Here is a 24,182-nt window from a genome sequence, read left to right on the forward strand (position 1 = left end):
CGCGACCCCCACCCACACCGGACGCCCGGCGTGATGCCCTCTGCCCCGACTGAACGCAAGGGCGGGTAGCCCTCCACCCCGACTGAACGCACGGCGTGGCGCCCTCCACCCGACTGAACGCAGCGCGCGCAACTTGACCCAAACTTGCAGTCCTGCATATAGTGCAGAAGTGCAAACTTCCGTCTCGCTCCGAGAGCGCAAGCGCACCGACACCTTCCAGGCACTCCACGATGCTGCCGCCGAACTGGTCCTGGACCGCGGCCTGAGCAGCGTCACGGTCGATGAGATCGCCGAGCGTGCGGGGGTCTCACAGCGCACGTTCTTCAACTACTTCCCGGCCAAGGAGGACGCCGTGCTCGGCGTCCGCGCCCCCCAGTTGTCCAACGACGCACTCGAGGCCTTTCGCGATGCCGGAGACGGGGACCTGTTCGCCCGCACCGTCCAGCTCTTTGCCAACAGCGTGCGCTCCAGCATCGTGCCTTCGGCCGACCCCACGCGGCGACGTCGGCTCGTGGCGGACCATCCCGTGCTCCGGCAGCGCTATCTGATGCGGGTGGCCGACACCGAGCGCCTGGCGCTGCAGGCCATCGAGGAGCAGCCTGAGCTGCTCCCCGACACGCCTGAGGCGGCGCGGGCACTGACCTACCTGGCGGGCGCCGTCGTCCGCTTCACCTACACGACTAACCCCGGTGCCATCTCCGGCAACGACGACGAGGCGCTGGACCGGGCCATCGACACGTTCCGAAAGGTCTTACGTAACGCGCTATGACAACTGCAACACCCCGGCCCCTCCACCCGGGGCACGAAAAGCGCGACATCACGCTGCTCTTTGCCGGCCTCATGGTCACCATGCTGCTGGCCTCGCTCAATCAGACCGTCCTGTCGACAGCCCTACCCACCATCGTGGGTGAGCTGCACGGTGTCGACCAGATGCTCTGGGTGATCACCGGATTCATCCTCGCCTCGACCATCATGATGCCGATCTACGGCAAGGTCAGCGACATGCTCGGCCGCAAGCCGCTGCTGCTCTTTGCGATCGCCGTCTTCGTCATCGGCTCGGTCATGGGTGCCCTCGCCGGCGACATGAACGCGTTGATCATCGCCCGCGTCGTCCAGGGTGTCGGTGGCGGTGGTTTGATGATCCTGAGCCAGGCCGCGATCGCCGATGTGATCCCGGCCCGGGAGCGCGGCAAGTACATGGGGATCATGGGTGGGGTCTTCGCCTTCTCCTCAGTCGCCGGCCCCCTGCTGGGCGGGTGGTTCACCGAGGGCCCGGGCTGGAGGTGGGTCTTCTGGATCAGCCTGCCCCTCGGCATACTCGCCGCCGCCGCGACCATTGCCTTCCTGCCCGCTCGCCGCGACACCGGTGAGAAGCGGGCACGGATGGACTATCTCGGCATGATGCTGATGGCCATTGCCACCGCCTCCCTGGTGCTGGTGGGCACCTGGGGCGGCAGCCGGTATGACTGGGCCTCCACCGAGATCCTGACCCTCGCGGCCGTCGCGGTCCTGACCGGTGCCCTGTTCGTCCTGGCGGAGTCCCGCGCTCAGGCCCCGATCATCCCGCTGCACCTGTTCCGGGACCGCAACTTCAACCTGACCACGATCGCGGCCCTGTGCACCGGCGTGGCGATGTTCGGTGCGATCAGTTACCTGCCGACCTACCTGCAGATGTCCACCGGACTGTCGGCGACCGTCGTCGGCCTCCTGATGGTCCCGATGATGGGCTCGATGCTCATCAGCTCGACCGTCTCCGGCCAGGCGGTCACCCGGACCGGCCGTTACAAGCGCTATCCGATCATCGGCTCGCTGCTACTGGCCCTGGCTCTGGTCCTGCTCTCCACCCTGCGATGGGACTCCCCCATCTGGCTGGTGTGCGTCTACATGGCCGTGATGGGCATCGGCCTGGGCATGAGCATGCAGATCCTCACCCTGATCGTGCAGAACTCCTTCCCGCTGCGCGAGGTCGGCACCGCCACGGCGTCCACCAACTACTTCCGTCAGGTCGGGGCGACCCTGGGCACGGCCGTCGTCGGGAGCATCTTCACCAGTCGCCTGGTCACGCTCGTGGCCGACAAGGTGCCCACCGGCACCGGGCCGCAGGACGGCGCACACTCGTTGACCCCAGAGCTGGTCAACCAGATGCCCGATGCGCTGCGTGAGGTGATCATCCAGTCCTACAACGAGGCCCTGATCCCGGTCTTCCTCTACATGACCCCGCTCGCCGTGCTCGCCGCCATCGTGCTGTTCTTCGTCACCGAGAAGACGCTGTCCACCAGCGTCGAGGACGACATCCCCGCAGAGTCGCTCGCCGAGGGACAGTTGGTGGTGAGCTCGCGGCGCTGAGCCGCCGTCCCGCGGGCTCGACCCGGTGCCCATGAAGCTGCGTTCTCCAGGCGCACCGGGGGCACCACTCGGCACGGTCACCTCTAAGGTTGAGGAAAGCGCCGACAAAGGAGTGGTCATGGAGCAGCCCCAGCTGGAGGTCCGCAGCAAGCAGCTCGTCGAGGTGGACGGCCTGCAGTTCAAAGACCTCAACGGCAATGGAGAGCTGGACGCCTACGAGGACTGGCGACTCCCGCCGCAGGAACGCGCCGCCGACCTGGTCGGGCAGATGACCATCGAGGAAAAGGTCGGCTTCATGCTGATCAACTCCCGCTTCACCGGCTACCAGACCGAGGACCACGAGCCGAAGTCCCACGACGGGGTGCTTGACGAACGCATCATCGAGGCCGGGACCAACATCTTCGCCACCCGCAAGGTCTTCGGCACGACCGAGACGATCGAGCGCATGCACCTGCGCCACTTCATCCTGCGCGAGAACGAGGCGCCCAGCCGGGTGGCGGCCTGGGCCAACGCGATGAACGAGGTCGCGGAGGGCACGCGCCTCGGCATACCCGTCCTGATCACGTCCAACTCCCGCAACGAGAACGGCGAGATGGTCTTCGGCATGAACGACGCCATCGGGATCTTCAGCACCTTCCCTGCCACCCTCGGCATCGCGGCCTCAGTGCTGGGCGACCAGGCCGACGGGGGTGACGCCTCGATCGTGGACGGCTTCGCGGCCGCGGTGCGCCACGAGTGGGTCGCGACCGGGCTGCGCAAGGGCTACATGTACATGGCCGACGTCGTCACCGACCCACGCTGGCAGCGCACCTACGGCACCTTCGGCGAGAGCCCCGAGCTGGTGAGCGACATCATCACCCGCATCGTCGACGGCCTGCAGGGTGAGGAGCTGGGGCCGGACTCGCTGTCCACCACGATCAAGCACTTCCCCGGCGGTGGGCCACGCGAAAACGGCTTCGACCCGCACTACGCGGAGGGGAAGTGGAACTGCTATCCCACGCCGGGGAGCCTGGAGACCTACCACCTGCCGCCGTTCGAGGCGGTCGCGGCCAAGGCCGCGTCCTTCATGCCCTACTACTCCGCGCCGTCGGTGCAGCGCAGCGTCTACCAGACCTTCCGGGAGGAGGAGGTCTACTACGAGGAGGTGGGCTACGCGTTCAACGACTACTTCCTGAGGCACGTGCTGCGGGACCGGCTGGGCTTCACCGGCTACGTCAACTCCGACTCAGGCATCACCGACAACATGTGCTGGGGAGTCGAGCACCTCGACCGGCCCTCTCGCTTCGCCAAGGCGATCATGGCCGGCACCGACATGATCGCGGACAGCAACAACATCGAGGACCTGCAGGCCGCCATCGACCAGGGCAAGGTGAGCATGTCCCGGGTCGACGAGGCCTGCCAGCGGCTGGCGGTCGAGATGTTCGCCCTGGGGATCTTCGACGGTCAGACCTATGTGGACGCGCCCGCAGCAGACGAGAAGGTCAAGGCCTCTCCGGGCTGGGCCCTGGCCGACGAGGTCCACCACAAGTCAGTTGTCGTGCTGAAAAACTCCGGCGGCACGTTGCCCCTGGCCGTGGGATCGAGCGCCTATGTCGAGGTCTTCCACAAGAGCGGCGAGCAGGCCGAGCTGAAGACGAAGCAGGCGAGGGAGGAGATCACGGCCGCGGGCGCGCTCCAGGTGGTGGACGACGCCGACGCAGCCGATGTGGTCCTGCTCCTTCTCGATCCGCAGTCCGGCGACTACTTCAACGCCACGCCCGGGCTGCTCGAGCTCACCCTGTGCGAGGACAAGCCGCTGCGCTCGATCGCGGGCGAGCCCTACACCGAGACGACGGTGAGCGACCTGCGACGCTTCCGCGACCTGGCGGGCGCCGCCCGGGAGCGCGGCGCCAAGGTCGTCCTGTCGGTCAACGTCTCGCTGCCGTGGATCCTCGACGACGTCGAGCCGCTGGCTGACGCCGTCGTCGCGGGCTTCTCCACCTTCTACGACGCCCAGGTCGACGTCCTCACGGGCCGCACCCCCGCACACGGCAAGCTGCCGATCACGCTGCCGGCCAGCGAGGCGGTCATCGCCGTCGACGAAGACGGCATCTGCGCCTCACCCAACGACGTGCCGGGCTACGCCAAGGATGCGCACATGCCGGAGGGTATGACGTACGCCTACGTCGACGCCGACGGCAACACGTGGGCGCTGGGGCACGGCCTGCGTTACGGCTGAGCCACACAGTCCGGCGGTCAGAAGCTAAAGGTCGTCACGGCCTCGTCCCCGATCCACTCCCACAGCTGGACCGTGCCGGCGACCTCGGCGTTGCTCATGAGCGTCGTCGGATCAATGGCCTTGGCCTTCACGCAGACGCCGCAGGCGATGTACCGCCCGCCGGCAGCGGCGTAACGCGCCATGAGGTCGCTCAGTGGTGGGCAGCCCTCGCACGCGACGGCGCGGGCGAAGCCGTCAACCGCAAGGCGCACCGCCTCCTTGGTCAGGAACATCAGGGTCTCCCGGCCCGCTTCCGCGGCGCCGACCGAGACCAGGAACGCCACGGTCACCTTCTCCGCGTCCTCGAGCCCTGTGGTGAGTGAGATGGCTGCCTTGCTCATAAGGTCCTCCGGTCGTCGGGGCTCGGCGTCGAGCCCTACGGTGAAGGTACTCCTACCGCGCAGTTGTCAACAGGGCCAAGGACGAGACGAAGTCAGCGCCCGGACAGCGAGGCGTCGAGGGCGTCGAGGATGACATCGAGCCCGAAGTCGAACTCATCCCCGAAGCGGTAGTCAGGCTGCACGTAGTGCTCGGTGACCATCGCCGCGGCGGCCGGTCGGGCAGCCGACCTCGGAGGACCGGAGGTCCTGACACTCCACGACCTCGCATCTACCTGGCTGTCAGCCGCTGGTCGTCGACGCCGCCCCCTCCTGCCAGTGCCGTTCCCTGGAGCCGCAGGGCGGGCGTTCAAGGACGGTGCGAACCTCTGCCCAGGGCAGTCGTCAGGCGGGCAGTCGTCAGGCGGGCAGTCGTCAGGCGGGCAGTCGTCAGGCGGGCAGTCGTCAGGCGGACTCACCTGGACGCAGTACCTCGCGGGCAGCCACAACCTTCAAGGGGTCGGTTAGATGCCTACGGCTAGCGCAGCTCGCAGTCTGACCCGAGACGACTGGCTCGACGCGGCGATGAGCGCGATGGCCCACGGGGGCGTGCGCGGGATCCGGGTCGAGCCCCTGGCAAAGGCCATGAGGACGAGCAAGGGCAGCTTCTACTGGCACTTCCGTGACCGAGCCGACCTGATCGAGGCGACCCTCGAGCGGTGGGAGCAGCTGGAGACCGATCGCGTGATCGAGGTCGTGGAGTCGACGAGCCATCCTCGTGAGCGGTTGCGACGGCTGCTGGCGATAGCGCACCGGCAGGATGCGCGGCGGCCTGACCCGAGCGTGGCGCTGACCGGCGACCACGACGACGAGCTGGTCCGGGTGGTGCTGGAGCGCGTCACTGCGCGCAGGATCGGCTTCGTCGCGGAACAACTGGTGGCGCAGGGCATCGCGCCGGAGGAAGCGGCACGGCGGGCGACCCTTGCATACACCAGCTACCTCGGCTACGCCGCGCTCGTCCGCAGCGCCCCTGGCGCCTTGCCCGCAGACCGGTCCGTCCAGCGTTACATCGAGAGTGTCCTGACCGTTCTCGTGTCCGCGACCACGGAACACCGCGGTGATGGCTAACCCTGTCGAGGTCGTCCGCCCGAACCGAGGTTCGGCGACTGAGCGAATGGAAGGCCGATGAACGAGGACCAAGAACTTCACGTGGTGATCGGTGCCAGTGGCGGGACAGGTCGTGCGCTGGTCCGCGAGCTCCACGCGCGGGGACGGCGGGTGCGCGCGGTCAACCGCAGCGGCCGGGCCGACGTACCGCCGGGGGTCGAGATCGCGGCCGGCGACGCCCGGGACGCAAACCAGATGCGCCAGGTGTGCCGCGGGGCTGTGGTGGTCTACAACTCAGTCAATCCGCCCTTCCCGGAGTGGCTCGAGGCGTTTCCCGCCGCTGTGGACGGGGTGCTGGCCGGTGCCGAGTCCAGCGAGGCCCGCATGGTCTTTGCCGACGACACCTGGATGTACGGTCGCACGACCGGCCTGATGACCGAGGACCTGCCGTACCGTCCAGTCAGCACCAAGGGAGTCCTGTGCGCCTGGCTGGCCGAGCGGGTGCTTGCCGCTCACGAGAGCGGTCGAGTCCGGACAGTCATCGGCCGGGCCACCGAGCTCTACGGGCCGGCCGTGGAGTCGCTCCTGGGCAGCAACATCTTCAGTCCGGCCGCGAGAGGCGGCCTGGCCCTGTGGCCCGGCGAGCTGGACCAGCCGCTCACCCCGATGTTCATCGACGACTTCGCCCACGGACTGGCGGAGCTGGGCGAGCGCGAGGAGGCGCTCGGCGGGGTGTGGCACCTCCCGACCCCGGAACCGACCACCGCCCGGCACCTGCTTGATCTGGCCACCAACCGGGGGCATCAGCGTATGCACGTCCTGAGGATTCGCGAGCCGGCTGTCCGCGCCCTGGGTGTCGTATGGCCGGTCGCGCGCGAAGGTGCCGAGATGCTCTACCAGTTCCGCCAGCCCCACGCCATCGACTCCGGCAAGTACCGCGCCGCGTTCGGCCCCGGACAGCTCACGCCGTATGAGCAGGGAATCGAGCGCACGTTGGCCTGGTACCGAACCACCCCGAAGCGGCGCATCATCGCCCTCGGACGCTGACGTGATTCCCCTCTTGACCAAGGAGCAGACCGTGTCCGCATCCGCGATGCGCGAAACTTCCGCAGTGGACCCCGCGGGCGGTGGGGCGGTCGTGCGATTCATCCGTCGACGGCCCCTGGTGTCGTTCTTCCTCTGGGCCTACACCGTGGGGCAGGTCCTGCCCTGGTCAGTGACTGCGGCCGGGCTCGCGGACCGGGCGTGGCTGATGTCCGGATCGGTGGTCGTCAGCACTTTCGTCGGCCTGCTGCTGCCAGCCCTAGTGATCACCCGGATTGCCGACGGACCCGAGGCGCTGCGCGGCCTGTGGCGACGGGCGGTGAAGATGCGTGTCGGCGTGGCCTGGTACGCGGCCGCCTTCCTGCTCGTACCGGCGGTGACCCTTGCCGTTGGCGTGCTGGTCGGCGGCGGGCCACCGGACCGCTCCGTGAGGTTCCTGCTGAGCACGCTCGGACCACACTTCCTGCTGCCGCTGCTGGTCACCTTCGTGCTGATCAACTGGTGGGAAGAGGTCACCTGGATGGGCTTCGTCCAAGCTCGGCTGCAGGACTGGCGCGGGCCGCTGCTCGCCGCCGTGCTCGTGGCACCGCTGTTCGCGCTGCAGCACAGCTCCCTGGCCGCCGGACAGGGCCTGGTCCCCGGTGCGGTCCTGCTGCTCCTGCTGGCCGTGCTCGCCGTGCCGTTCCGGATCGCCCTCGGCTGGGCCTACAACCGCACCGGCAGTCTCTTCCTGGTCGGGCTCATCCACGCGGCAGGCAACGCCACGACCGGTGGTGACGGGGTCAACGCGGGCTACCTGCGTCATCTGTACCCGGGCAACAGCAACGTGACGATGGCGCACCTGTTGGCTATGGTCCTGCTCGGACTGCTTGTCCTCATCGTCACCCGCGGCAGGCTTCTTGGGGCCGACACCCCGAAACCGCCTGAGCGCTCGCGACGGGCCGCGGCAACTGCGCACGCGACCAAGGATGAGTCATGATCGGGGCCAGGTGGGGAGTGACCGACAGCGAAACGGCCTTGGAGTACCAGTGCGACGCGTTCCTCCCCGCACCCACGCTCCAGGTATGGCGAGGGGTCACCGTGCATGCGCCACCTCAAGTCCTCTGGCCATGGCTGACACAAGTGAGACTCGCCCCATACTCCTACGACTGGATCGACAACCTCGGACGCCGGTCACCTCGCACGCTCCTCGATCTGCCTGAGCCCACGGTCGGTGAGCGATACACAACTGCCGGGCGACGCGAGATGGGCCGCATCGTCTCCCTCGAGCCTCAACGACAACTCACCGGAACGATCCTCGGGGCGTTCATGTCCTACCTGCTCGTGCCCGGCGGGCACCAGACCACACGCTTGTTGCTCAAGGTCGTCATGAACCCCAGCCGCGTGCTCGCGCCAGCCCTCTCCGTCGGAGACCTCGTCATGGCCAGGCGTCAGTTGTTGAACTTCAAAGAGCTTGCCGAGCAGGCGCCGCGACCCAACACGCAGTGACTGCATCTCAACCACCTCACCCCGCGACCACCAACACCGCCAGACCGCCACCCGGGCGGCCGGGCTGACACAGGAGAAACTCCATGGACGCGCGCACCGCCGGACGGTCCACCGCCGCACCCCACGTGGTGTGGTCTTTACTGTCGGCAATCGAGACCTGGCCACTATGGACGCCGACGGTCACCTCTGTGACAAGGGAGGCGACCGACGATGAGGACCCACGGGCTCCTGGCAGCATCGGCGTGGGGAGCAGATTCTCGGTGACGCAACCCCGGTTGGGCAGAGCCAGCTGGGTGGTCACGCAGTGGGAGGAAGGACGGTCCTTTACCTGGGTGTCCCGGCGACCGGGGATCCGCACGACCGCCACCCACCACGTGCACCCCCGGGACGGGGCACGCGCATCGAGCTTGCCATCATCTGGACCGGCCCGGGAGCCTGGCTGGCCCGTGCGCTGTTCGGACGGATGACACAGCGCTACATCGACATCGACCTCAACTCGCTGGTGACAGCCGCAGAGGCCGAACCGTCAGCGTGAGCGCTGGTCTTCCGCGGCCGCCTGGGGCAACCACCACGCCACCCACAGCGTGGGCGTTCAGATAGGGGTCCGCGCCGAATGACCGCATGTACACAGGTCAGAGACCGATCTGGTGTCCGGAGGGGGACTTGAACCCCCACGCCCGTTAAGGGCACTAGCACCTCAAGCTAGCGCGTCTGCCATTCCGCCACCCGGACAAGGGTGCGCTACACCACCTGAGAAAAGGTGGGCAACGACGGGCAAGATTAGCACGCCTGGACCGAAACTCCGCCCTCCCCCCGGGCCCGTTGCGCTCACTCGGCCCGCCAGTCCGGCGGTTCGGCCGCTGCCAGGTCAGGGTCGTCGGTCGCGAAGGTGCGCACCGGGCCGGGGGCGGTCCGGGGGCCCTCGAAGCGCACCGTCACCCGGCCCAGGCCGCTTCCCCAGACCCAGCCCGCGCCATACGCGGCATGGTGCACGTCGGCACCGGGGCGCCAGTCCGCCGTCCTGACCACCTCGGGGGTATGCCGTGCCGATGGTTCGACCACCACCTCACCGACGCTGTCGGGCACCTCGGCCGGCGTGGAGGTGGTGGAGGCCATCGCAAAGAGCCCCTCACCCAGGGCCAGTTCCTCCTGGGCGTGGGTGGTCAGCCCGGAGACGCCGACCCCCAGGAGCCTGATGCCCGAGGAGACATCGATCGCGCCGAGCAACCGGCGTGCCTGCCGCCCGATGACGGCCGGATCGCCCGTGGCGTAGGGCAGCGTGCCCGAGCGGGTCTGCAGACTGAAGTCGTGCTGGCGGACCTTGACGGTGGTGGTGCGGCCGAAGAGGGCGGCCTGCCCCAGGCGACTCGCGAGCCGGGCGACCATCAGGTCCAGCTCGCGCTCCAGGACCGCCGGGTCGGCGATGTCGGCCTCGAAGGTCTCCTCGACCGAGACGCTCTTGGTCTCCCGCTGGGTCTGCACGGCACGGTCGTCCTCGGCCCGCGCCAGGTGGACCAGGCTGGACCCGTGAGCCTGTCCGAAGATGGCCACCAGGTCCCCCTCGCTGACCCGCGCCAGGTCAGCCACGGTCTCGACCCCGAAGCCGTGCAGCCGTGCCGCCGTCGCGGGCCCGACCCCGGCGATGGCACGCACCGACATGGGGGCGAGCACCTCCTGCTCCGTGCCCGCCTCGACCAGGGTCAGCCCCGCGGGCTTGTTCAGCTCACTGGCGATCTTGGCCATCATCTTGGACGTCGCGATCCCGACGGACGCCGTCAGCCCCCCGGTCTCCTCACGGATCCGCTCCATCAGGGCGTTCCCCAGCTCCCGCAGCGCCTCCGGAGAGAAGTCCTGCACCCCCCCGCCGCGCAGGTCGACATAAGCCTCATCGACGGAGACCTGCTCGATGACCGGTGACAGGTCCCGCAGCAGGCCCATCACGACCGTGGAGCTGAGCCGGTAGGCGTCGAAACGGCCACCCAGGAAGGCCGTTCCCGCGGGGCAGCGCCGCCTGGCCTCTGCGGTCGGCATCGCCGAGCGGGCACCAAATTTCCGGGCCTCGTAGGACGCCGTGGACACCACGCCGCGCACGCCGGTCCCACCGACCACGACCGGCTTGCCGCGCAGCGAGGGCTTGTCCCGCTGCTCCACGGCAGCGAAGAAGGCGTCCAGGTCCATGTGCATGATGCTGGATTCGCGGCGGACAGCGGGCATGGCGCCACTGTGACACAGCCGCCGGATAGTGTCGGCACGTGCTCGATCACGTCACCGCCGTCCGCTATGTCACCCCGCTGCGCGAGGGCGGCTCCATGCCCGGCGTCGTCGAGGGGGACGACCTGGGGACGTATGTCGTGAAGTTCCGGGGCGCGGGACAGGGCCTGAAGGTGCTGGTCACGGAGGTCATCGTCGGTGAGCTCGCCCGTGCGCTGGGCCTGCCGATTCCCCGGATCGTCACCATCGACCTGCCCTCGGCGATCGCACGCTACGAGGCCGACGAGGAGGTCCAGGACCTGCTCAACGCCTCACCCGGCACCAATCTCGGGGTGGACCTGCTCCCCGGGTCGCTGGGCTATGACGGGTCGCGCCCTCCCACCCCCGAGCTCGCCGCCCGCATCCTGTGGCTGGACGCCTTCACCGCCAACGTCGACCGCACCTGGTCCAACCCCAACCTGCTGACCTGGCACCGCCAGACCTGGCTCATCGACCACGGCGCGGCGCTCTACTTCCACCACTCCTGGCCCAGCAAGGAGCCCAACCCCGAGCGCTTTGCCGCCCAGCCGTTCCGCGCGGACGACCACGTCCTGGCGGGGGTCGCGACCGACCTGGCCGGGGCCCACGCGAGCCTGGCCCCGCAGGTCACCGGCGACCTGGTCGACCAGGTCCTGGACCTCGTGCCGGTGGAGTGGCTGGAGACCACGGACCACCTGCCGGACGCGCAGACAGTGCGTGCGGCATACAAGGCGCACCTCCTGGCCCGGGTGCAGCAACCGCAGGCCTGGCTTCCCGGGGGTGGGGCGTGAGCACCTACGACTACCAGTACGTCACCCTGCGCCTCGTCCCCCGCGTGGAGCGCGAGGAGTTCATCAACGTCGGGGTCGTGCTCTACAGCCAGGAGGCGGAGTTCCTGCGCGGTGCCGTCCACCTGGACCCCGACAAGGCTCGGGCGCTGGCTCCTGAGCTGGACGTGGACGCGGTGCGTGCCTCCCTCGATGCCGTCTGCCGGGTGGCCGCCGGGGAGCACTCCCCCGCCACTCCACGCCTCGACCGACTCGGTCCGCGCTTCGGCTGGCTCAGCGCCCCACGCAGCACGATCGTGCAGCCCGGACCGGTCCACGGGGGCACGACGGAGGACCCGGCTGCCACGCTCGATCACCTGGTGCGCATCCTGGTGACATGAGCACCCACCTGACCTGGCACCCCTTCACCGAACGACCCGACCTCGTGGCCGCACCCGTGCGTGCCGCCCTGGAGGGCACCCCCCTCGCCGGATCGGTCGAGGTCACCCAGATCGACCCGGACCTGGCCGACACGCAGGCGCTCGTGGAGGCCACCGACATCACCCTCGAGGAGTCGGCCAACTGCATCGTGGTCCTCGGACGCCGGGGCGAGGTCGAGCGGGTCGCCGCGGGGCTGGTGCTCGCCACCACGCGAGCCGATGTCAACAGCACCATCCGCAAGTCCCTGGACGTGCGCAAGGCGAGCTTCATGCCGATGGAGCGGGCGGTGGCTGAGACAGGGATGGAGTATGGCGGGATCACCCCCGTCGGTCTGCCCGGCGACTGGCCGGTGCTGGTCGACTCACGCGTGGTCGACGCCGAGCGGGTCGTCATCGGTGCTGGGGTGCGCGGGGCCAAGCTGCGGCTCCCGGGAGCTCTGGTCGCGGACCTGCCCGGGGTGCAGGTGATCGAGGGTCTGGCCCGCTAGGAGGGCCGCCCCGGTGGCCGGGAGGAAGGCACTCACGCGTCCGCCCGAACGTGTCGGGCCGGCCGTCAGCGTGCCACCCAGCTCGTTCGCGCGGTCGCTCATCGACGACAGACCGACCCCGGGGACCCAGCGGACACCAGGGAGTGTCCCAGCCTCATCCTCGACCGTCAGATGCAGCCCGACGTCGTCCCGGTGCAGGGTCACCGCGGCCCTGCTGCTCGAGCTGTGCCGACCGATATTGGTCAGGGCCTCCGCGACGATGCGGTAGGCCGCGACCTCCACCCCTGCCGGCAGCGCGGACAGGTCTCCCCCTCCCTCCACAGAGACGGTCAGCGGCCCACCGCGGGCCGTGCGCAGACCGAGGGCCAGTTGGCGCAGCGCCCCCAGCAGGCCGAGCTCATCGAGAGCGGGCGGCCGCAGTGCGTAGGACAGGTCCCGGATGTCCGCGATGGCAGCCGCCACCTCGCCGCGCAGGGTCCGCAGCAACGCCTCGGCGCCGTCAGGGTCGACCCGCAACATGTTCACCGCCGCATCGGCGGTGAACGCGACGCCGGTCAGGCGCGGCCCCAGCCCGTCGTGCAGGTCGGCGCGCAACCGGCGACGCTCCTCGGCGAGCGCGACGACGCTGCGTTCCCGGGCCGCGTGCAACTCGGCCACCAGAGCCTGTGCGCGCAGCACCTGCGCCAGCAACGGGGCCACGAGGTCCAGCACCAACCGGTCGTCCCGGGGCATGCTCAGGTCGCCGGCCCGCAGGCCCACGACCAGTTCGGCTTGGGGGTCCACCACCACGGTGTGCGTGTGCGGGGTGGGAACGCCGGATGTGGCCACGTCCCGACCGCGCACCCGCAGGGCGACCCAGGGCAACGCCAGGGCCGCCCTGATGTCGTGCAGGGCCTGCCCCGGGTCATCCCTGATCTGCCCGACCAGCTCCTGTGCCGCGTCCAGGGGAGCGGGTCTGGTCCCGGTGATCAGCGCGTCCACCGCGCCGCGCAGGAGCAGCCGCAGCGGGTGCACCGTGGTGGCCGCCAACATCCCCACGAGGGCAAGGGCCCCCAGACCCGGCGTCATCCCGCCGGTCAGTTCCACGATCGAGGCCAGCCCCACGAAGATCGCCAGGTAGGTCAGGGTGGTGATGACCCACACCACGGTGCTGACCGCGACGCCCCGGACATCGACGATCTCCGGCGCGGCCACTCCGACCCACAGGGCCGGGCCGATGACCACGAGCACGATGACAGCCCACTGGCTCACCGCCGACCCCTCGGTCGCGAACCAGACGAGGAAGCCGATGACCGAGGTGCCGCCCACGACCACGGCCATCCACTGCAGTGCCCGGCGCTCCGGGCCACTGGCCCGCTCGAGCCGCCACCAGGTGTGGCCCACGAGGATCATCACGACTAGCAGCCCGAGGGAGGCCAGGGACGACGGGCGGGTGAACACGGTGACCACCACGACGCCGGTGGCGGCGATGAGGATCAGGCCCAGCAGGTCAACGGGGTCACGCCAGTGCGGTCGCGGATAGGTCGTCAGTGCCAGGGGAAGCAGCAGCGCCGCTGAGATCACCACCAGCGGCCAGCCGGGCGAGGTGAGACCACTGCCGCAGAGCACCGCGCCGACCACCCCGGTCGCGCCCGCTGCAGCCAGCAAGGCTCCTGAGACACGGGCTCGACGGGTGAGCACCAGGGCGAGTCCGCTGACGAGGCAGGACAGCGCGATGGCAGCCAGTGCTGCCAGGGTGCTCCCCGAGGCTGCGGGTGTCACGTCGGCGGGAATGTCGGCGGGGACGGCGGCGGGGACGTCGGCGGGGACGTCGGCTCGGTGCCGAGGCCGCGTTGTCGCGCCACGAGCATGGCTGCCGCACGATCCGACACCTCGAGCTTGGCGAAGATGCCCGTGAGGTTGTTGCTGACCGTCTTCGGTGACAGGAACAGTTCGGCAGCGATCTCCGAGGTTCGTCGGCCTTCGGCGAGCAGGACGAGGATCTGCCGCTCCCGCGCTGTGAGGGTGGGAAAGTTGTCGACGCCGGGGTCGCGGGGTGTTGCGTGGGCAAAGACGTCGAGCACGCGCGTGGCGATGCCGGGACCGAAGATGGCCTGTCCCGTGGCCACTGCACGGATCGCCCCGACGATCTCCTCCTGCTCGGCGCCCTTGAGGAGGTAGCCGCGGGCCCCGGCCTGCATGGCTGTCAGGACGGTGGCGTCGTCGTCATACATCGTCAGCACCAGCGCTGCGGTCGCGGGAGCGGCCTGGGTGATCTGGCGGATGGCCTCGACGCCGTCGGTGCCCGGCATCCTCAGGTCGATGAGGACGACGTCGGGGCGCAGCAGCAGTGTCTCGCGCACGGCAGCGGCGCCATCCACGGCTTCGCCGACCACCTCCACGCCACGGATGGTGGACAGCAGTGCGCGCAGACCCTCGCGCACGACGGGATGGTCGTCCGCGAGGAGCACGCGAATCGTCATGGTTCATCATGCCCCCATCTGGCCCCTGAGCACCCAGGAAAATCTTCCCGATCGACCGGGACAGACGGGCCGCTTGTCGGGCACGATGGTCCTGTCCCTGGGAGAGGTCGGTGCCACACGCTGGTGACATCCGTTCCGACACTGCGAGGAGATCTGATGCAACCCCTCTCCACCCGTCAACACATCGGGCTCGGCCTGGCCGGGCTGCTGAGCGCCCTGTCCGTCCCCGACGTATTCACCCCAACCCCGGCCGGCACTGTGGGTCCGCCCCTTGCCGTGCTGGTGCTGACCTCCGCCCTGGGTCTGATCGGGGTCATCGCGGTGGTCCTGGCCTGGCGGGGCAACGCTGCGGCCCTGCGCGTCGCCGCAGGTGCCGTGATCCTGCTGATGCTGGCTGCCGTGCCAGCGTTCTTCGTCGACGTGCCCGCTGTCGTGCGAGTCATCGTCGCAGCCTCTGTGCTGGTCACGGTCGCATCCGTGGTGCTCATGCTGTCAGCGGCTCACCGGGCCGTGCCGGTGATGGACTGAGGATCAGCCATGATCGCCGTCGTCACCATCCTGCTGGCTTTCCCGCTGGGCCTGTTGCTGTCGTCCCGGCTCGCCGCGAACCTCACCTATGCGGTGGTCTACCTGTGGTGTTTCGTCTTCCAGACCCTCTATCTCCTGCTCCCCTCACTGGGCGCTGACGGCGCGGCCGGCACCGCGCCCTTCAACCCGGAGGTCTTCCCACTGGACTACGGCCTGGTCACGCTCACGGTCCCGGTCGCCGGCTTCGCTCTCGTCGCAGCTGGACACTGGGTGCGAACCCGCCGACAGCACTCGCGCCGACGGGCCGCTGCCGCACAGGTGGCATGACGTGACTGTCGCTGGCCGCGGCCTCGGCCTGGGCCGCGGTCTCACGTCTGGGACCGCGGTCTCACGTCTGGGGCTGCAGCGCCCAGAAGGCCACGGCACTCGCTGCGCCGACGTTGAGGGAGTCCACCCCGCCGGCCATCGGGATCCGCACGGCCAGATCCGCCTGAGCGATGGTCGACTCCTCCAGCCCGTCGCCCTCCGTGCCGAGCACCAGGGCCAACCGTTCCGGTTGCGCTGCGGCGAGTTGTCGAAGCTCGAGGCCGTCCTCGCGCAGGGCGAACGCCGCCACGGTGAAGCCAGCCTCGCGAAGTGTGCCGATCCCACCGGGCCAGGGGTCGATCCGGGTCCAGGGAACCTGGAAGACCGTGCCCATCGACACCCGCACCGACCGGCGATACAGCGGGTCCGCGCACCGTGGTGTCACCAGGACCGCGTCCACCCCGAGTGCGGCAGCCGACCGGAAGACCGCACCCACATTGGTGTGATCGACGATGTCCTCCAGCACCGCCACCCGGCGTGCCCCGCGCAGCACCTCCGACACCGGCGGCAACACCGGGCGGTGCATCGACGCGATGGCACTACGGTGCAGATGGTAGCCGGTCATCTCCTCGGCGACAGCAGGCTCCATGACATAAACGGGGGCAGAGTCGTCGATGGCCGTCTGCACCAGGTCCGACAGGTCCTCGAGCCAGCGGGGTATCAGCAGCAGGGAGCGCAGCCTGTGCCCCGCCCCGAGTGCCCGCCGGATGACCTTGGCCGACTCCGCCAGATAGAGCCCCTGCACGGGCTCGAGCACCCGACGCAGCGCCACATCGGTCAGACCGACATAGTCCCGGACCCGCTCGTCTGAGGCATCGTCGATCCAGGTGACACCGGCGGGCAGCTGGTGCTGCGTCATACGAGCAGCACCACGATCGCGACCACTCCGATGACCACGATGGTCAACCGCAGCAGCCACGGTGGCATGCTGCGCCCGATCCGGGCCCCGAGCAGCCCACCGATAAACGCCCCGATCGCGATGAGGCCGACAATCACCCAGTTCACCTGGGAGGGGTCGACCACCAGAAAGACCATCGCCGCCGTGAAGTTGACGATCAGCCCGAGCACATTCTTTGCCCCGTTGATCTCCTGCAACCCATTGGGCAGGAGCACACTCATCAGACCGATCAGGAGCACGCCCTGGGCGGCCCCGAAGTAGCCGCCATACATCCCGGAAAACAGGATGCCCACGATGAGGATCACAAAGCGCGAACCGGTGATCTCGGTGGCATGGTGCTGCGCCGCCCACGCGTTGAGGCGGGGCCCGAAGACCACCAGCACCAGGGCGAGGACGATCAGCGCGGGCACGATCGCCTCGAAGGCCGACTCCGGGAGCACCAGCAGGAGCAGGGCGCCGATGATCGCCCCGAGCAACGACGCGGGAGCCAGCCGGACGAGCAGCGCGCGCAACGGCCGGATCTCGCGGCGATAGCCCCAGGTGCCGGACAGTCCGCCGGCGACGAGTCCGAGGCTGTTGGAGATGTTGGCCGACACGGGTGGATAGCCGAAGAAGAGCAGCGTGGGGAAGGTCACGAGGGTCCCCGAGCCCACCACGGTGTTGATCGTGCCGGCCCACACCCCGGCGAGCAGGATGGCGGAGACCTCCAGCCAACTCATTCGGCGCGGGCCGACCAGCGCGCGCCGCGCCTGTCCACCACCAGGGGGATGTCGAAGGCGGCTGAGAGGTTCTCCCCTGTCAGGGTGGTCTCCAGTGGTCCTGCGGCGACGACCTTGCCATCGCGCAGCATGAGGATGTCGGTGAATCCGGGCGGGATCTCCTCGACGTGGTGGGTGACCAGGACCATCGCGGGGGACTCGATGTCCTCGGCCAGGACCGACAGCCGTCCCACGAGGTCCTCGCGGCCGCGCAGGTCCAGCCCGGCGGCCGGCTCGTCCAGCAGCATCAGCTCGGGATCAGTCATCAGGGCGCGGGCGATCTGCACCCGTTTGCGCTCCCCCTCGCTGAGCGTGGAGTAGCGACGATCGGCCAGGTGCTCGACACCCAGGGCCGCCAGCAGGCCCTCGGCACGCCCGGTGTCCAGCTCGTCATACTCCTCGCGCCAGCGCCCTGTCACGCCCCACGACGCCGTGACCACCACGTCGCGCACCATCTCCTCCGGCGGGATTCGCTCGGCCAGGGCGGCGGAGGACAGCCCGATCCGGGGGCGTAGCTCGAAGACGTCGACGGTGCCGAGGACCTCACCGAGGATGCCAGCGACACCGGTGGTGGGATGGATCCGGGCCGCCGCGATCTGCAGCAGGGTGGTCTTGCCCGCGCCGTTGGGGCCGATCACCACCCACCGCTCGCCCTCCTCGACGGACCAGTCGATGTCGTCAAGCAGCACGTTGCCGCCTCGGCGCACCCCGACACCGGCAAATTCCAGGACATCGCTCATGTCGAGCAAGGGTAGTTTGCTCCGGCACGCTTACGATCACCGCATGGCTGACCTGCCCGCCAGCGTGCGCGTCGCACTGTGGGCCACCACAGCGCTCGGGGGACTCGTCGACCTCGAGGAGGTGCCGCACCGGGCGATGCCCGACCTCGATCACGTCGACGGTCTGGTGCCCCAGTTGGCGCTGTGGCGCGACCTCGGGGAGCGCCTGGTGCTCCTGGCCCTGCCCCGACCGGGCGACCTGACGAGTATGCCGCGTGGTCCCGCAGACCTGGTGGCTGCGGCGACCGAGGCCGAGGAGCTGGTCTATGTCACCGGTCTTGGCGGGGCTCTGGTGCCCGACATCCACACCTTCGGCCCGGAGGGCGACCAGGGATGGCAGGCTCTGTGGACCTCCTTCGATGCCGACCCGGTCCCCCAGCACGTGGTGCAGCAGTTGTCGCTGCCCGACGTCGAGCTCCAGCTGCGCCGGGAGGTCGCTGCCCTCACCGCCGAGCTCGATCTCGCTCCCGGCCAGCCGCTGACCGGCCACGGGTTGGAGGGAGCGGTGCGCGGCAGCCTCGACCAGGAGTGGGGCCTGCCGGACGGGCTGCCCGCCCGCTCGGTCCGGGTGATCGAACTCGCCGGCGCCATCACCGGACTCGCCGAGGCCGGTCTCGACCACCGCCTGCACAGCGCCGACTCGAGCTCCACCCTGCAGCGAGAACGGATTCTGCGCCAGCTCCATGACGTGGCGGCCAAGGCGCTCGTCGCCGCCACCAACGTCGGCGCCCTGCACCTCGCGGGCTGGCGCTGAGCCGCACCGCCACGCGTGTTCCGCACACCGCCGCGCGTGTCCTGCACACCGCCATGCGTGTCCTGCACATCGCCGCGCGTGTTCCGCACACCGCCATGCGTGTTCCGCACATCGCCGCGCGTGTCCTGCACATCGCCGCGCGTGTTCCGCACATCGCCGCGCACCGCCGCGCGTGTCCTGCACCGTGCGGAGAACGTTGCGGCGTGTCGGGCGCTTGAGCCCCCTTTCTGCAGCGCGGCTAATGCACCGGCAGTGTTGTCCACAGGAGGTCTGCGGCACCGGAACAATCCGACAATGCTGGACCCATGTCCTCCTCACCCGAGACGACGCGAGGTCAGCCGCTCCTGAGCGATCGTCACCCTGTGCCGCGGCTGCGGAAGTTTCCCATGATCGAGGATCAGTCCGGACTCGCGACGACCGAGCAGCTCCGAGCGCACGGCTGGACGGCGGATGCGATCCGCCATCGCCGCGGCCGCACCATCCAACGGGTCTATCCCGGGGTCTACGCACCCCATCTCGGACCGTTGGACATCGACGCTCGACTGATGGCTGCCTACCTCTGGGCCGGAGAGTCAGCAGTCCTGACCGGCCGTGTTGCCCTGGATCGACACGGGTTGACCCTCGACGTGCTCGGCACTTGCGTCTTCCTGGTCCCCAGCACCCGACGGTCCAGACAGATTTCAGGCATCCGGACGGTCCGCACCGACCAACCCATCACCGTTGCCCGACATCACGAGGGCGTGCCTGTGACGAGCGTCGCGCGCGCTCTGTGCGACGCCGCCATCCACCAGGGACTGGCCGGGCAGCGGTTGGAGGCGGTGACCATCTCGGCTCTGCAACATCGACTGACCCATTCCGCTCTCCTGGCAGACGAGTTGTCCAGCCATCGCCGGAGGGAGGTCGGCGCGATCAGATCGGGTCTTGACCTCTTCACAAAGGGAGCCTGGAGTCTGCCCGAGGCTGCCCTGGCGCGTGTGCTCGAAGCCGATCCCACCCTGCCCCGGTTCGTGCTCAACACCTCACTGTGGACAGTGGATCAGGTGCGGATCGGGTGCCCAGACGCCTACTTCCCGGACTCCGGGGTGGCCGTGCAGGTTCACTCACGGGCCCATCACTCGGGTCTCGACGCGGACGGACTTGATCGCTGGACAGCGACTGTCGAGAAGGACGCGCGCCTCGTCGAGCACGGCGTCATCGTCGTGCCCATCACACCGCGCAGCATCGAGCGTCGCCCGGATCAGGTGGTACATCGGCTCAAGCAGGCGGTGGCAGTCAACGCCGGACGGGACATGTCGCACGTCCTACTGCACAAACCCTAGGCAACTCGACCGCGTCGATGCCCCACGACGCACGGCGTTGCACCAGTGGGCCCAGGGCACCCGACACGCCGCACGGACCCTGACACTGTGCAGGACACGCGCGGCTTCCGGTGATAAGTGTGGGCCCGGGGCACCCGACACGCCGCACCGACCCTGGCGTTGTGCAGGACACGCGCGGCGTGGGGGTGTTGGTTGCGGCGGGGAGCTGTCGGTGGGGCGTGGGAGTGTCGGTGGGGCGTGGGGTGTCGGTCGGGCGCGGGGGTGCCGCGGGTGCCAGTGGGTGCGGCGGGTGCTGATTAGTCGGCGAGGACCGTGCGATAGACCTCGAGGGTGCGCTCGGCGATGGTGGTCCAGCTGAAGTGCTCGACTGCCCGCTCGCGGCCCGCCTGACCCATCCGTGCCGCGCGCTCGGGGTCCGAGACGGCGTCGTTGATGGTGGCGGCCAGGTCCGCTACGAACTTGTCCGGGTCGGTGGGCGTTCCGGTCCCGTCGGTGACCTGATCGATCTGCACCAGCCAGCCGGTCTCCCCGTCCACCACAACCTCGGGGATCCCACCGGTCGCCGTCGCGACCACGGCGGCACCGCAGGCCATGGCCTCCAGGTTGACGATGCCCAGCGGCTCATAGACCGAGGGGCAGAGGAAGACGGTGGCGTGCGACAGGACCGCGATCACCTTCTCGCGCGGCAGCATGTCGCCGATCCACGTCACACCTCCCGCCTCGCCGCGTCCCTCACGGAGGGTGTCGACCAGGCCGATCACCTCAGCCTTGATCTCCTCGGTGTCGGGCGCCCCCGCCAGCAGGACGACCTGGACCTCGGACGGCAGCTCGGCGAGTGCGCGCAGCAGATAGGGCAGACCCTTCTGGCGGGTGATCCGGCCGACGAAGACCACACTGGGACGGTCTGGATCCACCCCCAGCTCACGGACCATCGCCTTGGCCTCCTCAGAGGTGTTGCGCTGCCACAGCTCGGAGTCGATGCCGTTGTGCACGACATGGACCTTGGCCGGGTCGATGTCCGGATAGCTGGCCAGGATGTCCTTGCGCATGCCTGCCGACACCGCGATCACTCCGGCCGCTGCCTCGTAAGCGGTCTTCTCCGCCCACGAGCTGACCCGGTAACCGCCGCCGAGCTGCTCGGCCTTCCACGGCCGCATGGGCTCCAGGCTGTGCGCCGAGATCACGTGCGGCATCCCGCCCAACAGGCTGGCCAGGTGACCACCCATGTTGGCGTACCAGGTGTGTGAGTGGACCAGGTCCGCCTGCTCGGCCACCACGTCCGAGGCCATCGCGACGTCGACGCCGAGGGTCTTGAGCGCGGCGTTGGCGTCGACCAGGTTCTCCGGGGGCGGATAGCCGGTCGTCCCCGGTTCGTCGACGGGCTCGTCGAAGGCTCGCACCGAGACGGTGACGTCGGGCAGGGCTCGGAGGGCGCGCGTCAATTCGGCAACGTGCACACCGGCACCGCCGTAGATGTTGGGCGGGTACTCGCGGGTCAAAATGTCGATTCGCACAAGCAACACGCTAGCCCCTGTCGACGAACTCCGCTCGGGGCAATAGGTTGAGGTCATGGCTGCACGAACGGGTAGGCAGAAAGTACTGGCAATCGTTCTCGCGGGAGGTGAGGGAAAGCGACTGATGCCGCTCACCGCGGACCGAGCAAAGCCAGCGGTGCCTTTTGGCGGCATTTATCGGCTGATCGACTTCGCACTGTCCAATATCGTCAATTCCGGATGTCTCAAGATCGTCGTCCTGACCCAGTACAAGTCCCACAGTCTGGACACGCACGTCACCCGCACCTGGCGCATGTCGACGCTGCTCGGCAACTACGTCGCGCCGGTGCCCGCGCAGCAGCGGGTCGGCAAGAGTTGGTTCTCCGGCAGCGCTGACGCGATCTACCAGAGCCTCAACCTGGTGCATGACGAACGTCCAGACATCATCGTCGTGGTGGGTGCTGACCACGTCTATCGCATGGACTTCTCGCAGATGATCGACCAGCACGTCGAGACCGGCGCCGGGGTGACAGTGGCTGCGATTCGCCAGCCGCTGGGTCTCGCGGACCAGTTCGGCGTCATCGAGGTCAACGAGTCCGACCCGCGACACATCGCTGACTTCCTGGAGAAGCCCAAGAGCCCCAAGGGGCTGCCGGACTCACCCAACGAGGTCCTCGCCTCGATGGGCAACTATGTCTTCGACGCCGACGTGCTCGAGCAGGCGGTCCGCGACGACGCGGCGGACGAGGAGTCCTCGCACGACATGGGCGGTGACATCGTCCCGGCCTTCGTCAGGCGCGGTGAGGGCTATGTTTACGACTTCAAGGACAACGACATCCCCGGCGCCACCGATCGGGACCGGGCCTACTGGCGCGACGTGGGGACGATGGACTCCTACTACGACGCGCACATGGACCTGGTCTCCGTGCACCCGGTCTTCAACCTCTACAACGACCGGTGGCCCATCTACACCAACTACGGCAACCACCCGCCAGCCAAGTTCGTCCACGGGTCCCAGGACCGGGTCGGTCAGGCACTGGGGTCGATGGTCTCCCCCGGCGCGGTGATCTCGGGTGCCACGGTGAGCGACTCCGTGATCTCCCCGAAGGTGCGGGTCCACTCCTTCAGCAATGTGTCGAGCTCGGTCATCCTGGACGGTGTGGAGATCGGGCGCAGCTGCCAGATCCACCGCGCGATCATCGACAAGCAGGTGCGGGTGCCCTCCGGGGTCAGCATCGGAGTCGACCACGACCAGGACCGCGCCCGCGGTTTCACCGTGACCGACAGCGGCCTGGTGGTGGTGCCCAAGGGCATGGCGATCGAGGGGTGACTTCTCCAGCGCGCGCGTCGGGGTGACGGACACGGTCACGTCACGCAATAGAGTGCACCCCATGTCGACGCACATGACCCCCGTGTCCGACCCGAGCGAGTCGCCCTCTGGCGATCAGGTCAACCGCACTCTGCTGGTGATCGGTGGTGCCGAGGACAAGCGGCGCCGTGTCGTGGTGCTCAAACGATTCGTCCGGCTCGCCGGGGCCCGGGACGCCAAGATCGTGGTGATCCCTACGGCCTCGTCCCTGGCTGAGGAGGCCTTCGAGGTCTATCAGTCCGTTTTCGGCCGGCAGCACGTCAGCGACATCAGCCTGGTCAACCCGCAGACTCGCCTGGCAGCCGCCGAGCCGGACCTGATCGAGGCGATCGACAACGCCACCGGCATCTTCCTCACCGGCGGAAACCAGCTCAAGCTGGGCCAGCTGATCGTCGGGACACCGGTGCACGAGGCCATCACCCGGGCCTACCACCGCGGGGCCGTCGTGGCGGGCACCTCGGCCGGGGCCTCTGTGCTGAGCCAGTTCATGATCTCGATGGGCGAGGAGGGTGTGGCACCGCGTCAGCGTGTCTCCCAGCTGAGTGCTGGCCTCGGTCTGCTGCCAGGAGTCATCCTCGACCAGCACTTCGGTCAACGCACCCGCTATGCCCGTCTGCTGTCCCTGATCGCCGCCTCCCCCAGCCTGCTGGGCGTGGGGATCGACGAGGACACGGCCGCCGAGGTCGTCAACGAGCGCACCATGACCGTGGTCGGCTCCGGAGCGGTGTATGTCGTCGATGCCCGTGCCGCTGTCAGCGACGCCCACGAGGCCCGCCGGGATGCCCCGCTGATGGTCTCCGGGGCGGTCGTGCACTCTCTCCCCTATGGCTCCTGCTTCAACCTCGAGGCAGCACAACTGACCGACTTCACCGAAATGCACCCGGAGGTGGCCGTGGTCACCTCGCCGACCGACGTGCACGACACCGCCAACGCAGCCGCAGCGCTGCGCCGCTGATCCGGACCAGGAGGGCCC

Annotated in this window: 24 protein-coding genes, 1 tRNA gene and 1 pseudogene; 17 read left to right on the plus strand and 9 right to left on the minus strand. The window is 68.9% G+C overall.

Annotated features, from left to right (window positions below; genetic code table 11):
* Positions 1–169 precede the first annotated feature (169 nt).
* The 3 genes from FNH13_RS11015 (at position 170) to FNH13_RS11025 (ending at position 4,564) form a co-directional block, all read left to right on the plus strand.
* Positions 170–769: a TetR/AcrR family transcriptional regulator gene (locus tag FNH13_RS11015; protein ID WP_143783463.1), complete on the plus strand. Its 600-nt coding sequence runs from the start codon at positions 170–172 to the stop codon at positions 767–769.
* Complete coding sequence (locus tag FNH13_RS11020; protein WP_143783464.1) at positions 766–2,346, plus strand: MDR family MFS transporter; 1,581 nt, start codon at positions 766–768, stop codon at positions 2,344–2,346. The genes FNH13_RS11015 and FNH13_RS11020 overlap by 4 nt, the downstream gene beginning before the upstream one ends.
* Before the next feature lie 118 nt (positions 2,347–2,464).
* Positions 2,465–4,564, plus strand: coding sequence for a glycoside hydrolase family 3 protein (locus tag FNH13_RS11025; protein WP_143783465.1), 2,100 nt, complete (start codon positions 2,465–2,467; stop codon positions 4,562–4,564).
* 17 nt (positions 4,565–4,581) lie between these two features.
* On the opposite strand, the gene FNH13_RS11030 is transcribed toward FNH13_RS11025, so the two are convergent.
* On the minus strand, positions 4,582–4,944 hold the full coding sequence (locus FNH13_RS11030) for a DsrE family protein (protein ID WP_143783466.1): 363 nt from the start codon (positions 4,942–4,944) through the stop codon (positions 4,582–4,584).
* A gap of 504 nt (positions 4,945–5,448) precedes the next feature.
* Between FNH13_RS11030 and FNH13_RS11035 the strand changes: the two genes are divergently transcribed.
* The 5 genes from FNH13_RS11035 to FNH13_RS19985 all read left to right on the plus strand — a co-directional run bounded on the left by FNH13_RS11035 (position 5,449) and on the right by FNH13_RS19985 (position 9,026).
* Complete coding sequence (locus tag FNH13_RS11035) at positions 5,449–6,048, plus strand: TetR/AcrR family transcriptional regulator (RefSeq protein WP_143783467.1); 600 nt, start codon at positions 5,449–5,451, stop codon at positions 6,046–6,048.
* A gap of 57 nt (positions 6,049–6,105) precedes the next feature.
* Positions 6,106–7,074 (plus strand): NAD-dependent epimerase/dehydratase family protein, encoded by a 969-nt coding sequence (locus FNH13_RS11040; protein ID WP_143783468.1) that lies wholly within the window; start codon positions 6,106–6,108, stop codon positions 7,072–7,074.
* 31 nt (positions 7,075–7,105) lie between these two features.
* Positions 7,106–8,050: a CPBP family intramembrane glutamic endopeptidase gene (locus FNH13_RS11045; RefSeq protein WP_165700092.1), complete on the plus strand. Its 945-nt coding sequence runs from the start codon at positions 7,106–7,108 to the stop codon at positions 8,048–8,050.
* Between the two features lie 143 nt (positions 8,051–8,193).
* Positions 8,194–8,559: a hypothetical protein gene (locus tag FNH13_RS11050; protein ID WP_202878762.1), complete on the plus strand. Its 366-nt coding sequence runs from the start codon at positions 8,194–8,196 to the stop codon at positions 8,557–8,559.
* Positions 8,560–8,642: 83 nt separating this feature from the next.
* Positions 8,643–9,026 (plus strand): SRPBCC family protein, encoded by a 384-nt coding sequence (locus FNH13_RS19985; RefSeq protein WP_143783471.1) that lies wholly within the window; start codon positions 8,643–8,645, stop codon positions 9,024–9,026.
* Positions 9,027–9,204: 178 nt separating this feature from the next.
* Here the strand turns inward: FNH13_RS19985 and FNH13_RS11060 are convergent.
* Together FNH13_RS11060 and FNH13_RS11065 are read right to left on the minus strand one after the other, a co-directional pair.
* Positions 9,205–9,291: transfer RNA gene (locus FNH13_RS11060), tRNA-Leu, on the minus strand.
* A 96-nt stretch (positions 9,292–9,387) separates the two neighbouring features.
* Entirely contained in the window at positions 9,388–10,773 is a 1,386-nt protein-coding gene (locus FNH13_RS11065) for a DNA polymerase IV (protein ID WP_143783472.1), read from the minus strand.
* 38 nt (positions 10,774–10,811) lie between these two features.
* Between FNH13_RS11065 and FNH13_RS11070 the strand changes: the two genes are divergently transcribed.
* Genes FNH13_RS11070 through FNH13_RS11080 form a run of 3 tightly spaced genes read left to right on the plus strand, consistent with a single transcriptional unit; the run spans position 10,812 to position 12,483 of the window.
* Positions 10,812–11,579, plus strand: coding sequence for a HipA family kinase (locus FNH13_RS11070; protein WP_143783473.1), 768 nt, complete (start codon positions 10,812–10,814; stop codon positions 11,577–11,579).
* On the plus strand, positions 11,576–11,956 hold the full coding sequence (locus FNH13_RS11075; protein ID WP_143783474.1) for a DUF3037 domain-containing protein: 381 nt from the start codon (positions 11,576–11,578) through the stop codon (positions 11,954–11,956). The genes FNH13_RS11070 and FNH13_RS11075 overlap by 4 nt, the downstream gene beginning before the upstream one ends.
* On the plus strand, positions 11,953–12,483 hold the full coding sequence (locus tag FNH13_RS11080; RefSeq protein WP_143783475.1) for a YbaK/EbsC family protein: 531 nt from the start codon (positions 11,953–11,955) through the stop codon (positions 12,481–12,483). Before FNH13_RS11075 ends, FNH13_RS11080 begins: the two co-directional genes overlap by 4 nt.
* 414 nt (positions 12,484–12,897) lie before the next feature.
* Here FNH13_RS11080 and FNH13_RS19830 read toward each other — a convergent pair.
* Together FNH13_RS19830 and FNH13_RS11090 are read right to left on the minus strand one after the other, a co-directional pair.
* Positions 12,898–13,875: pseudogene (locus FNH13_RS19830) on the minus strand (histidine kinase); the annotation flags it as partial.
* A 365-nt stretch (positions 13,876–14,240) separates the two neighbouring features.
* Positions 14,241–14,945, minus strand: coding sequence for a response regulator (locus FNH13_RS11090; protein ID WP_143783477.1), 705 nt, complete (start codon positions 14,943–14,945; stop codon positions 14,241–14,243).
* 156 nt (positions 14,946–15,101) lie between these two features.
* Here FNH13_RS11090 and FNH13_RS11095 point away from each other — a divergent pair, with 156 nt between their 5' ends.
* Positions 15,102–15,473, plus strand: coding sequence for a hypothetical protein (locus tag FNH13_RS11095; RefSeq protein WP_143783478.1), 372 nt, complete (start codon positions 15,102–15,104; stop codon positions 15,471–15,473).
* A 9-nt stretch (positions 15,474–15,482) separates the two neighbouring features.
* Complete coding sequence (locus FNH13_RS11100) at positions 15,483–15,800, plus strand: hypothetical protein (RefSeq protein ID WP_143783479.1); 318 nt, start codon at positions 15,483–15,485, stop codon at positions 15,798–15,800.
* Between the two features lie 61 nt (positions 15,801–15,861).
* On the opposite strand, the gene FNH13_RS11105 is transcribed toward FNH13_RS11100, so the two are convergent.
* Genes FNH13_RS11105 through FNH13_RS11115 form a run of 3 tightly spaced genes read right to left on the minus strand, consistent with a single transcriptional unit; the run spans position 15,862 to position 18,235 of the window.
* Positions 15,862–16,698 (minus strand): TrmH family RNA methyltransferase, encoded by an 837-nt coding sequence (locus FNH13_RS11105; protein WP_143783480.1) that lies wholly within the window; start codon positions 16,696–16,698, stop codon positions 15,862–15,864.
* Complete coding sequence (locus tag FNH13_RS11110; protein WP_143783481.1) at positions 16,695–17,456, minus strand: sulfite exporter TauE/SafE family protein; 762 nt, start codon at positions 17,454–17,456, stop codon at positions 16,695–16,697. Before FNH13_RS11110 ends, FNH13_RS11105 begins: the two co-directional genes overlap by 4 nt.
* Complete coding sequence (locus FNH13_RS11115) at positions 17,453–18,235, minus strand: ABC transporter ATP-binding protein (RefSeq protein WP_143783482.1); 783 nt, start codon at positions 18,233–18,235, stop codon at positions 17,453–17,455. The genes FNH13_RS11110 and FNH13_RS11115 overlap by 4 nt, the downstream gene beginning before the upstream one ends.
* 43 nt (positions 18,236–18,278) lie before the next feature.
* On the opposite strand from FNH13_RS11115, the gene FNH13_RS19080 reads away from it, so the two are divergent.
* The gene (locus FNH13_RS19080) at positions 18,279–19,028 is read left to right on the plus strand and encodes a hypothetical protein (RefSeq protein ID WP_165700093.1); all 750 of its coding nucleotides are present in this window, start codon (positions 18,279–18,281) and stop codon (positions 19,026–19,028) included.
* Between the two features lie 386 nt (positions 19,029–19,414).
* Positions 19,415–20,347, plus strand: coding sequence for a type IV toxin-antitoxin system AbiEi family antitoxin domain-containing protein (locus FNH13_RS11125; protein WP_143783484.1), 933 nt, complete (start codon positions 19,415–19,417; stop codon positions 20,345–20,347).
* A gap of 296 nt (positions 20,348–20,643) precedes the next feature.
* Here the strand turns inward: FNH13_RS11125 and glgA are convergent, their stop codons facing one another.
* Positions 20,644–21,861 (minus strand): glycogen synthase, encoded by a 1,218-nt coding sequence (gene glgA, locus FNH13_RS11130; protein ID WP_143783485.1) that lies wholly within the window; start codon positions 21,859–21,861, stop codon positions 20,644–20,646.
* Positions 21,862–21,916: 55 nt separating this feature from the next.
* Here glgA and glgC point away from each other — a divergent pair, with 55 nt between their 5' ends.
* Positions 21,917–23,170 carry a glucose-1-phosphate adenylyltransferase gene (gene glgC, locus FNH13_RS11135; RefSeq protein ID WP_143783486.1) on the plus strand — a complete coding sequence of 418 codons (1,254 nt, stop codon included), beginning with the start codon at positions 21,917–21,919 and terminating at the stop codon, positions 23,168–23,170.
* Between the two features lie 61 nt (positions 23,171–23,231).
* A complete protein-coding gene (locus FNH13_RS11140) occupies positions 23,232–24,164 on the plus strand; it encodes a cyanophycinase (RefSeq protein ID WP_228266365.1) in 933 nt (310 codons plus the stop codon).
* The last annotated feature ends 18 nt before the right edge of the window (positions 24,165–24,182 follow it).

It is taken from the genome of Ornithinimicrobium ciconiae, from assembly GCF_007197575.1.
In the GTDB taxonomy this organism is placed as follows: Bacteria; Actinomycetota; Actinomycetes; order Actinomycetales; family Dermatophilaceae; genus Ornithinicoccus; species Ornithinicoccus ciconiae.

Coding starts and splice junctions, on each gene's coding strand:
- FNH13_RS11020 (WP_143783464.1), top strand. CDS start 766: ATGACAACTGCAACACCCCGGCCCCTCCACCCGGGGCACGAAAAGCGC.
- FNH13_RS11025 (WP_143783465.1), top strand. CDS start 2,465: ATGGAGCAGCCCCAGCTGGAGGTCCGCAGCAAGCAGCTCGTCGAGGTG.
- FNH13_RS11030 (WP_143783466.1), bottom strand. CDS start 4,944: ATGAGCAAGGCAGCCATCTCACTCACCACAGGGCTCGAGGACGCGGAG.
- FNH13_RS11035 (WP_143783467.1), top strand. CDS start 5,449: ATGCCTACGGCTAGCGCAGCTCGCAGTCTGACCCGAGACGACTGGCTC.
- FNH13_RS11040 (WP_143783468.1), top strand. CDS start 6,106: ATGAACGAGGACCAAGAACTTCACGTGGTGATCGGTGCCAGTGGCGGG.
- FNH13_RS19985 (WP_143783471.1), top strand. CDS start 8,643: ATGGACGCGCGCACCGCCGGACGGTCCACCGCCGCACCCCACGTGGTG.
- FNH13_RS11065 (WP_143783472.1), bottom strand. CDS start 10,773: ATGCCCGCTGTCCGCCGCGAATCCAGCATCATGCACATGGACCTGGAC.
- FNH13_RS11080 (WP_143783475.1), top strand. CDS start 11,953: ATGAGCACCCACCTGACCTGGCACCCCTTCACCGAACGACCCGACCTC.
- FNH13_RS11090 (WP_143783477.1), bottom strand. CDS start 14,945: ATGACGATTCGCGTGCTCCTCGCGGACGACCATCCCGTCGTGCGCGAG.
- FNH13_RS11095 (WP_143783478.1), top strand. CDS start 15,102: ATGCAACCCCTCTCCACCCGTCAACACATCGGGCTCGGCCTGGCCGGG.
- FNH13_RS11100 (WP_143783479.1), top strand. CDS start 15,483: ATGATCGCCGTCGTCACCATCCTGCTGGCTTTCCCGCTGGGCCTGTTG.
- FNH13_RS11105 (WP_143783480.1), bottom strand. CDS start 16,698: ATGACGCAGCACCAGCTGCCCGCCGGTGTCACCTGGATCGACGATGCC.
- FNH13_RS11110 (WP_143783481.1), bottom strand. CDS start 17,456: ATGAGTTGGCTGGAGGTCTCCGCCATCCTGCTCGCCGGGGTGTGGGCC.
- FNH13_RS11115 (WP_143783482.1), bottom strand. CDS start 18,235: ATGAGCGATGTCCTGGAATTTGCCGGTGTCGGGGTGCGCCGAGGCGGC.
- FNH13_RS19080 (WP_165700093.1), top strand. CDS start 18,279: ATGGCTGACCTGCCCGCCAGCGTGCGCGTCGCACTGTGGGCCACCACA.
- FNH13_RS11125 (WP_143783484.1), top strand. CDS start 19,415: ATGATCGAGGATCAGTCCGGACTCGCGACGACCGAGCAGCTCCGAGCG.
- glgC (WP_143783486.1), top strand. CDS start 21,917: ATGGCTGCACGAACGGGTAGGCAGAAAGTACTGGCAATCGTTCTCGCG.
- FNH13_RS11140 (WP_228266365.1), top strand. CDS start 23,232: ATGTCGACGCACATGACCCCCGTGTCCGACCCGAGCGAGTCGCCCTCT.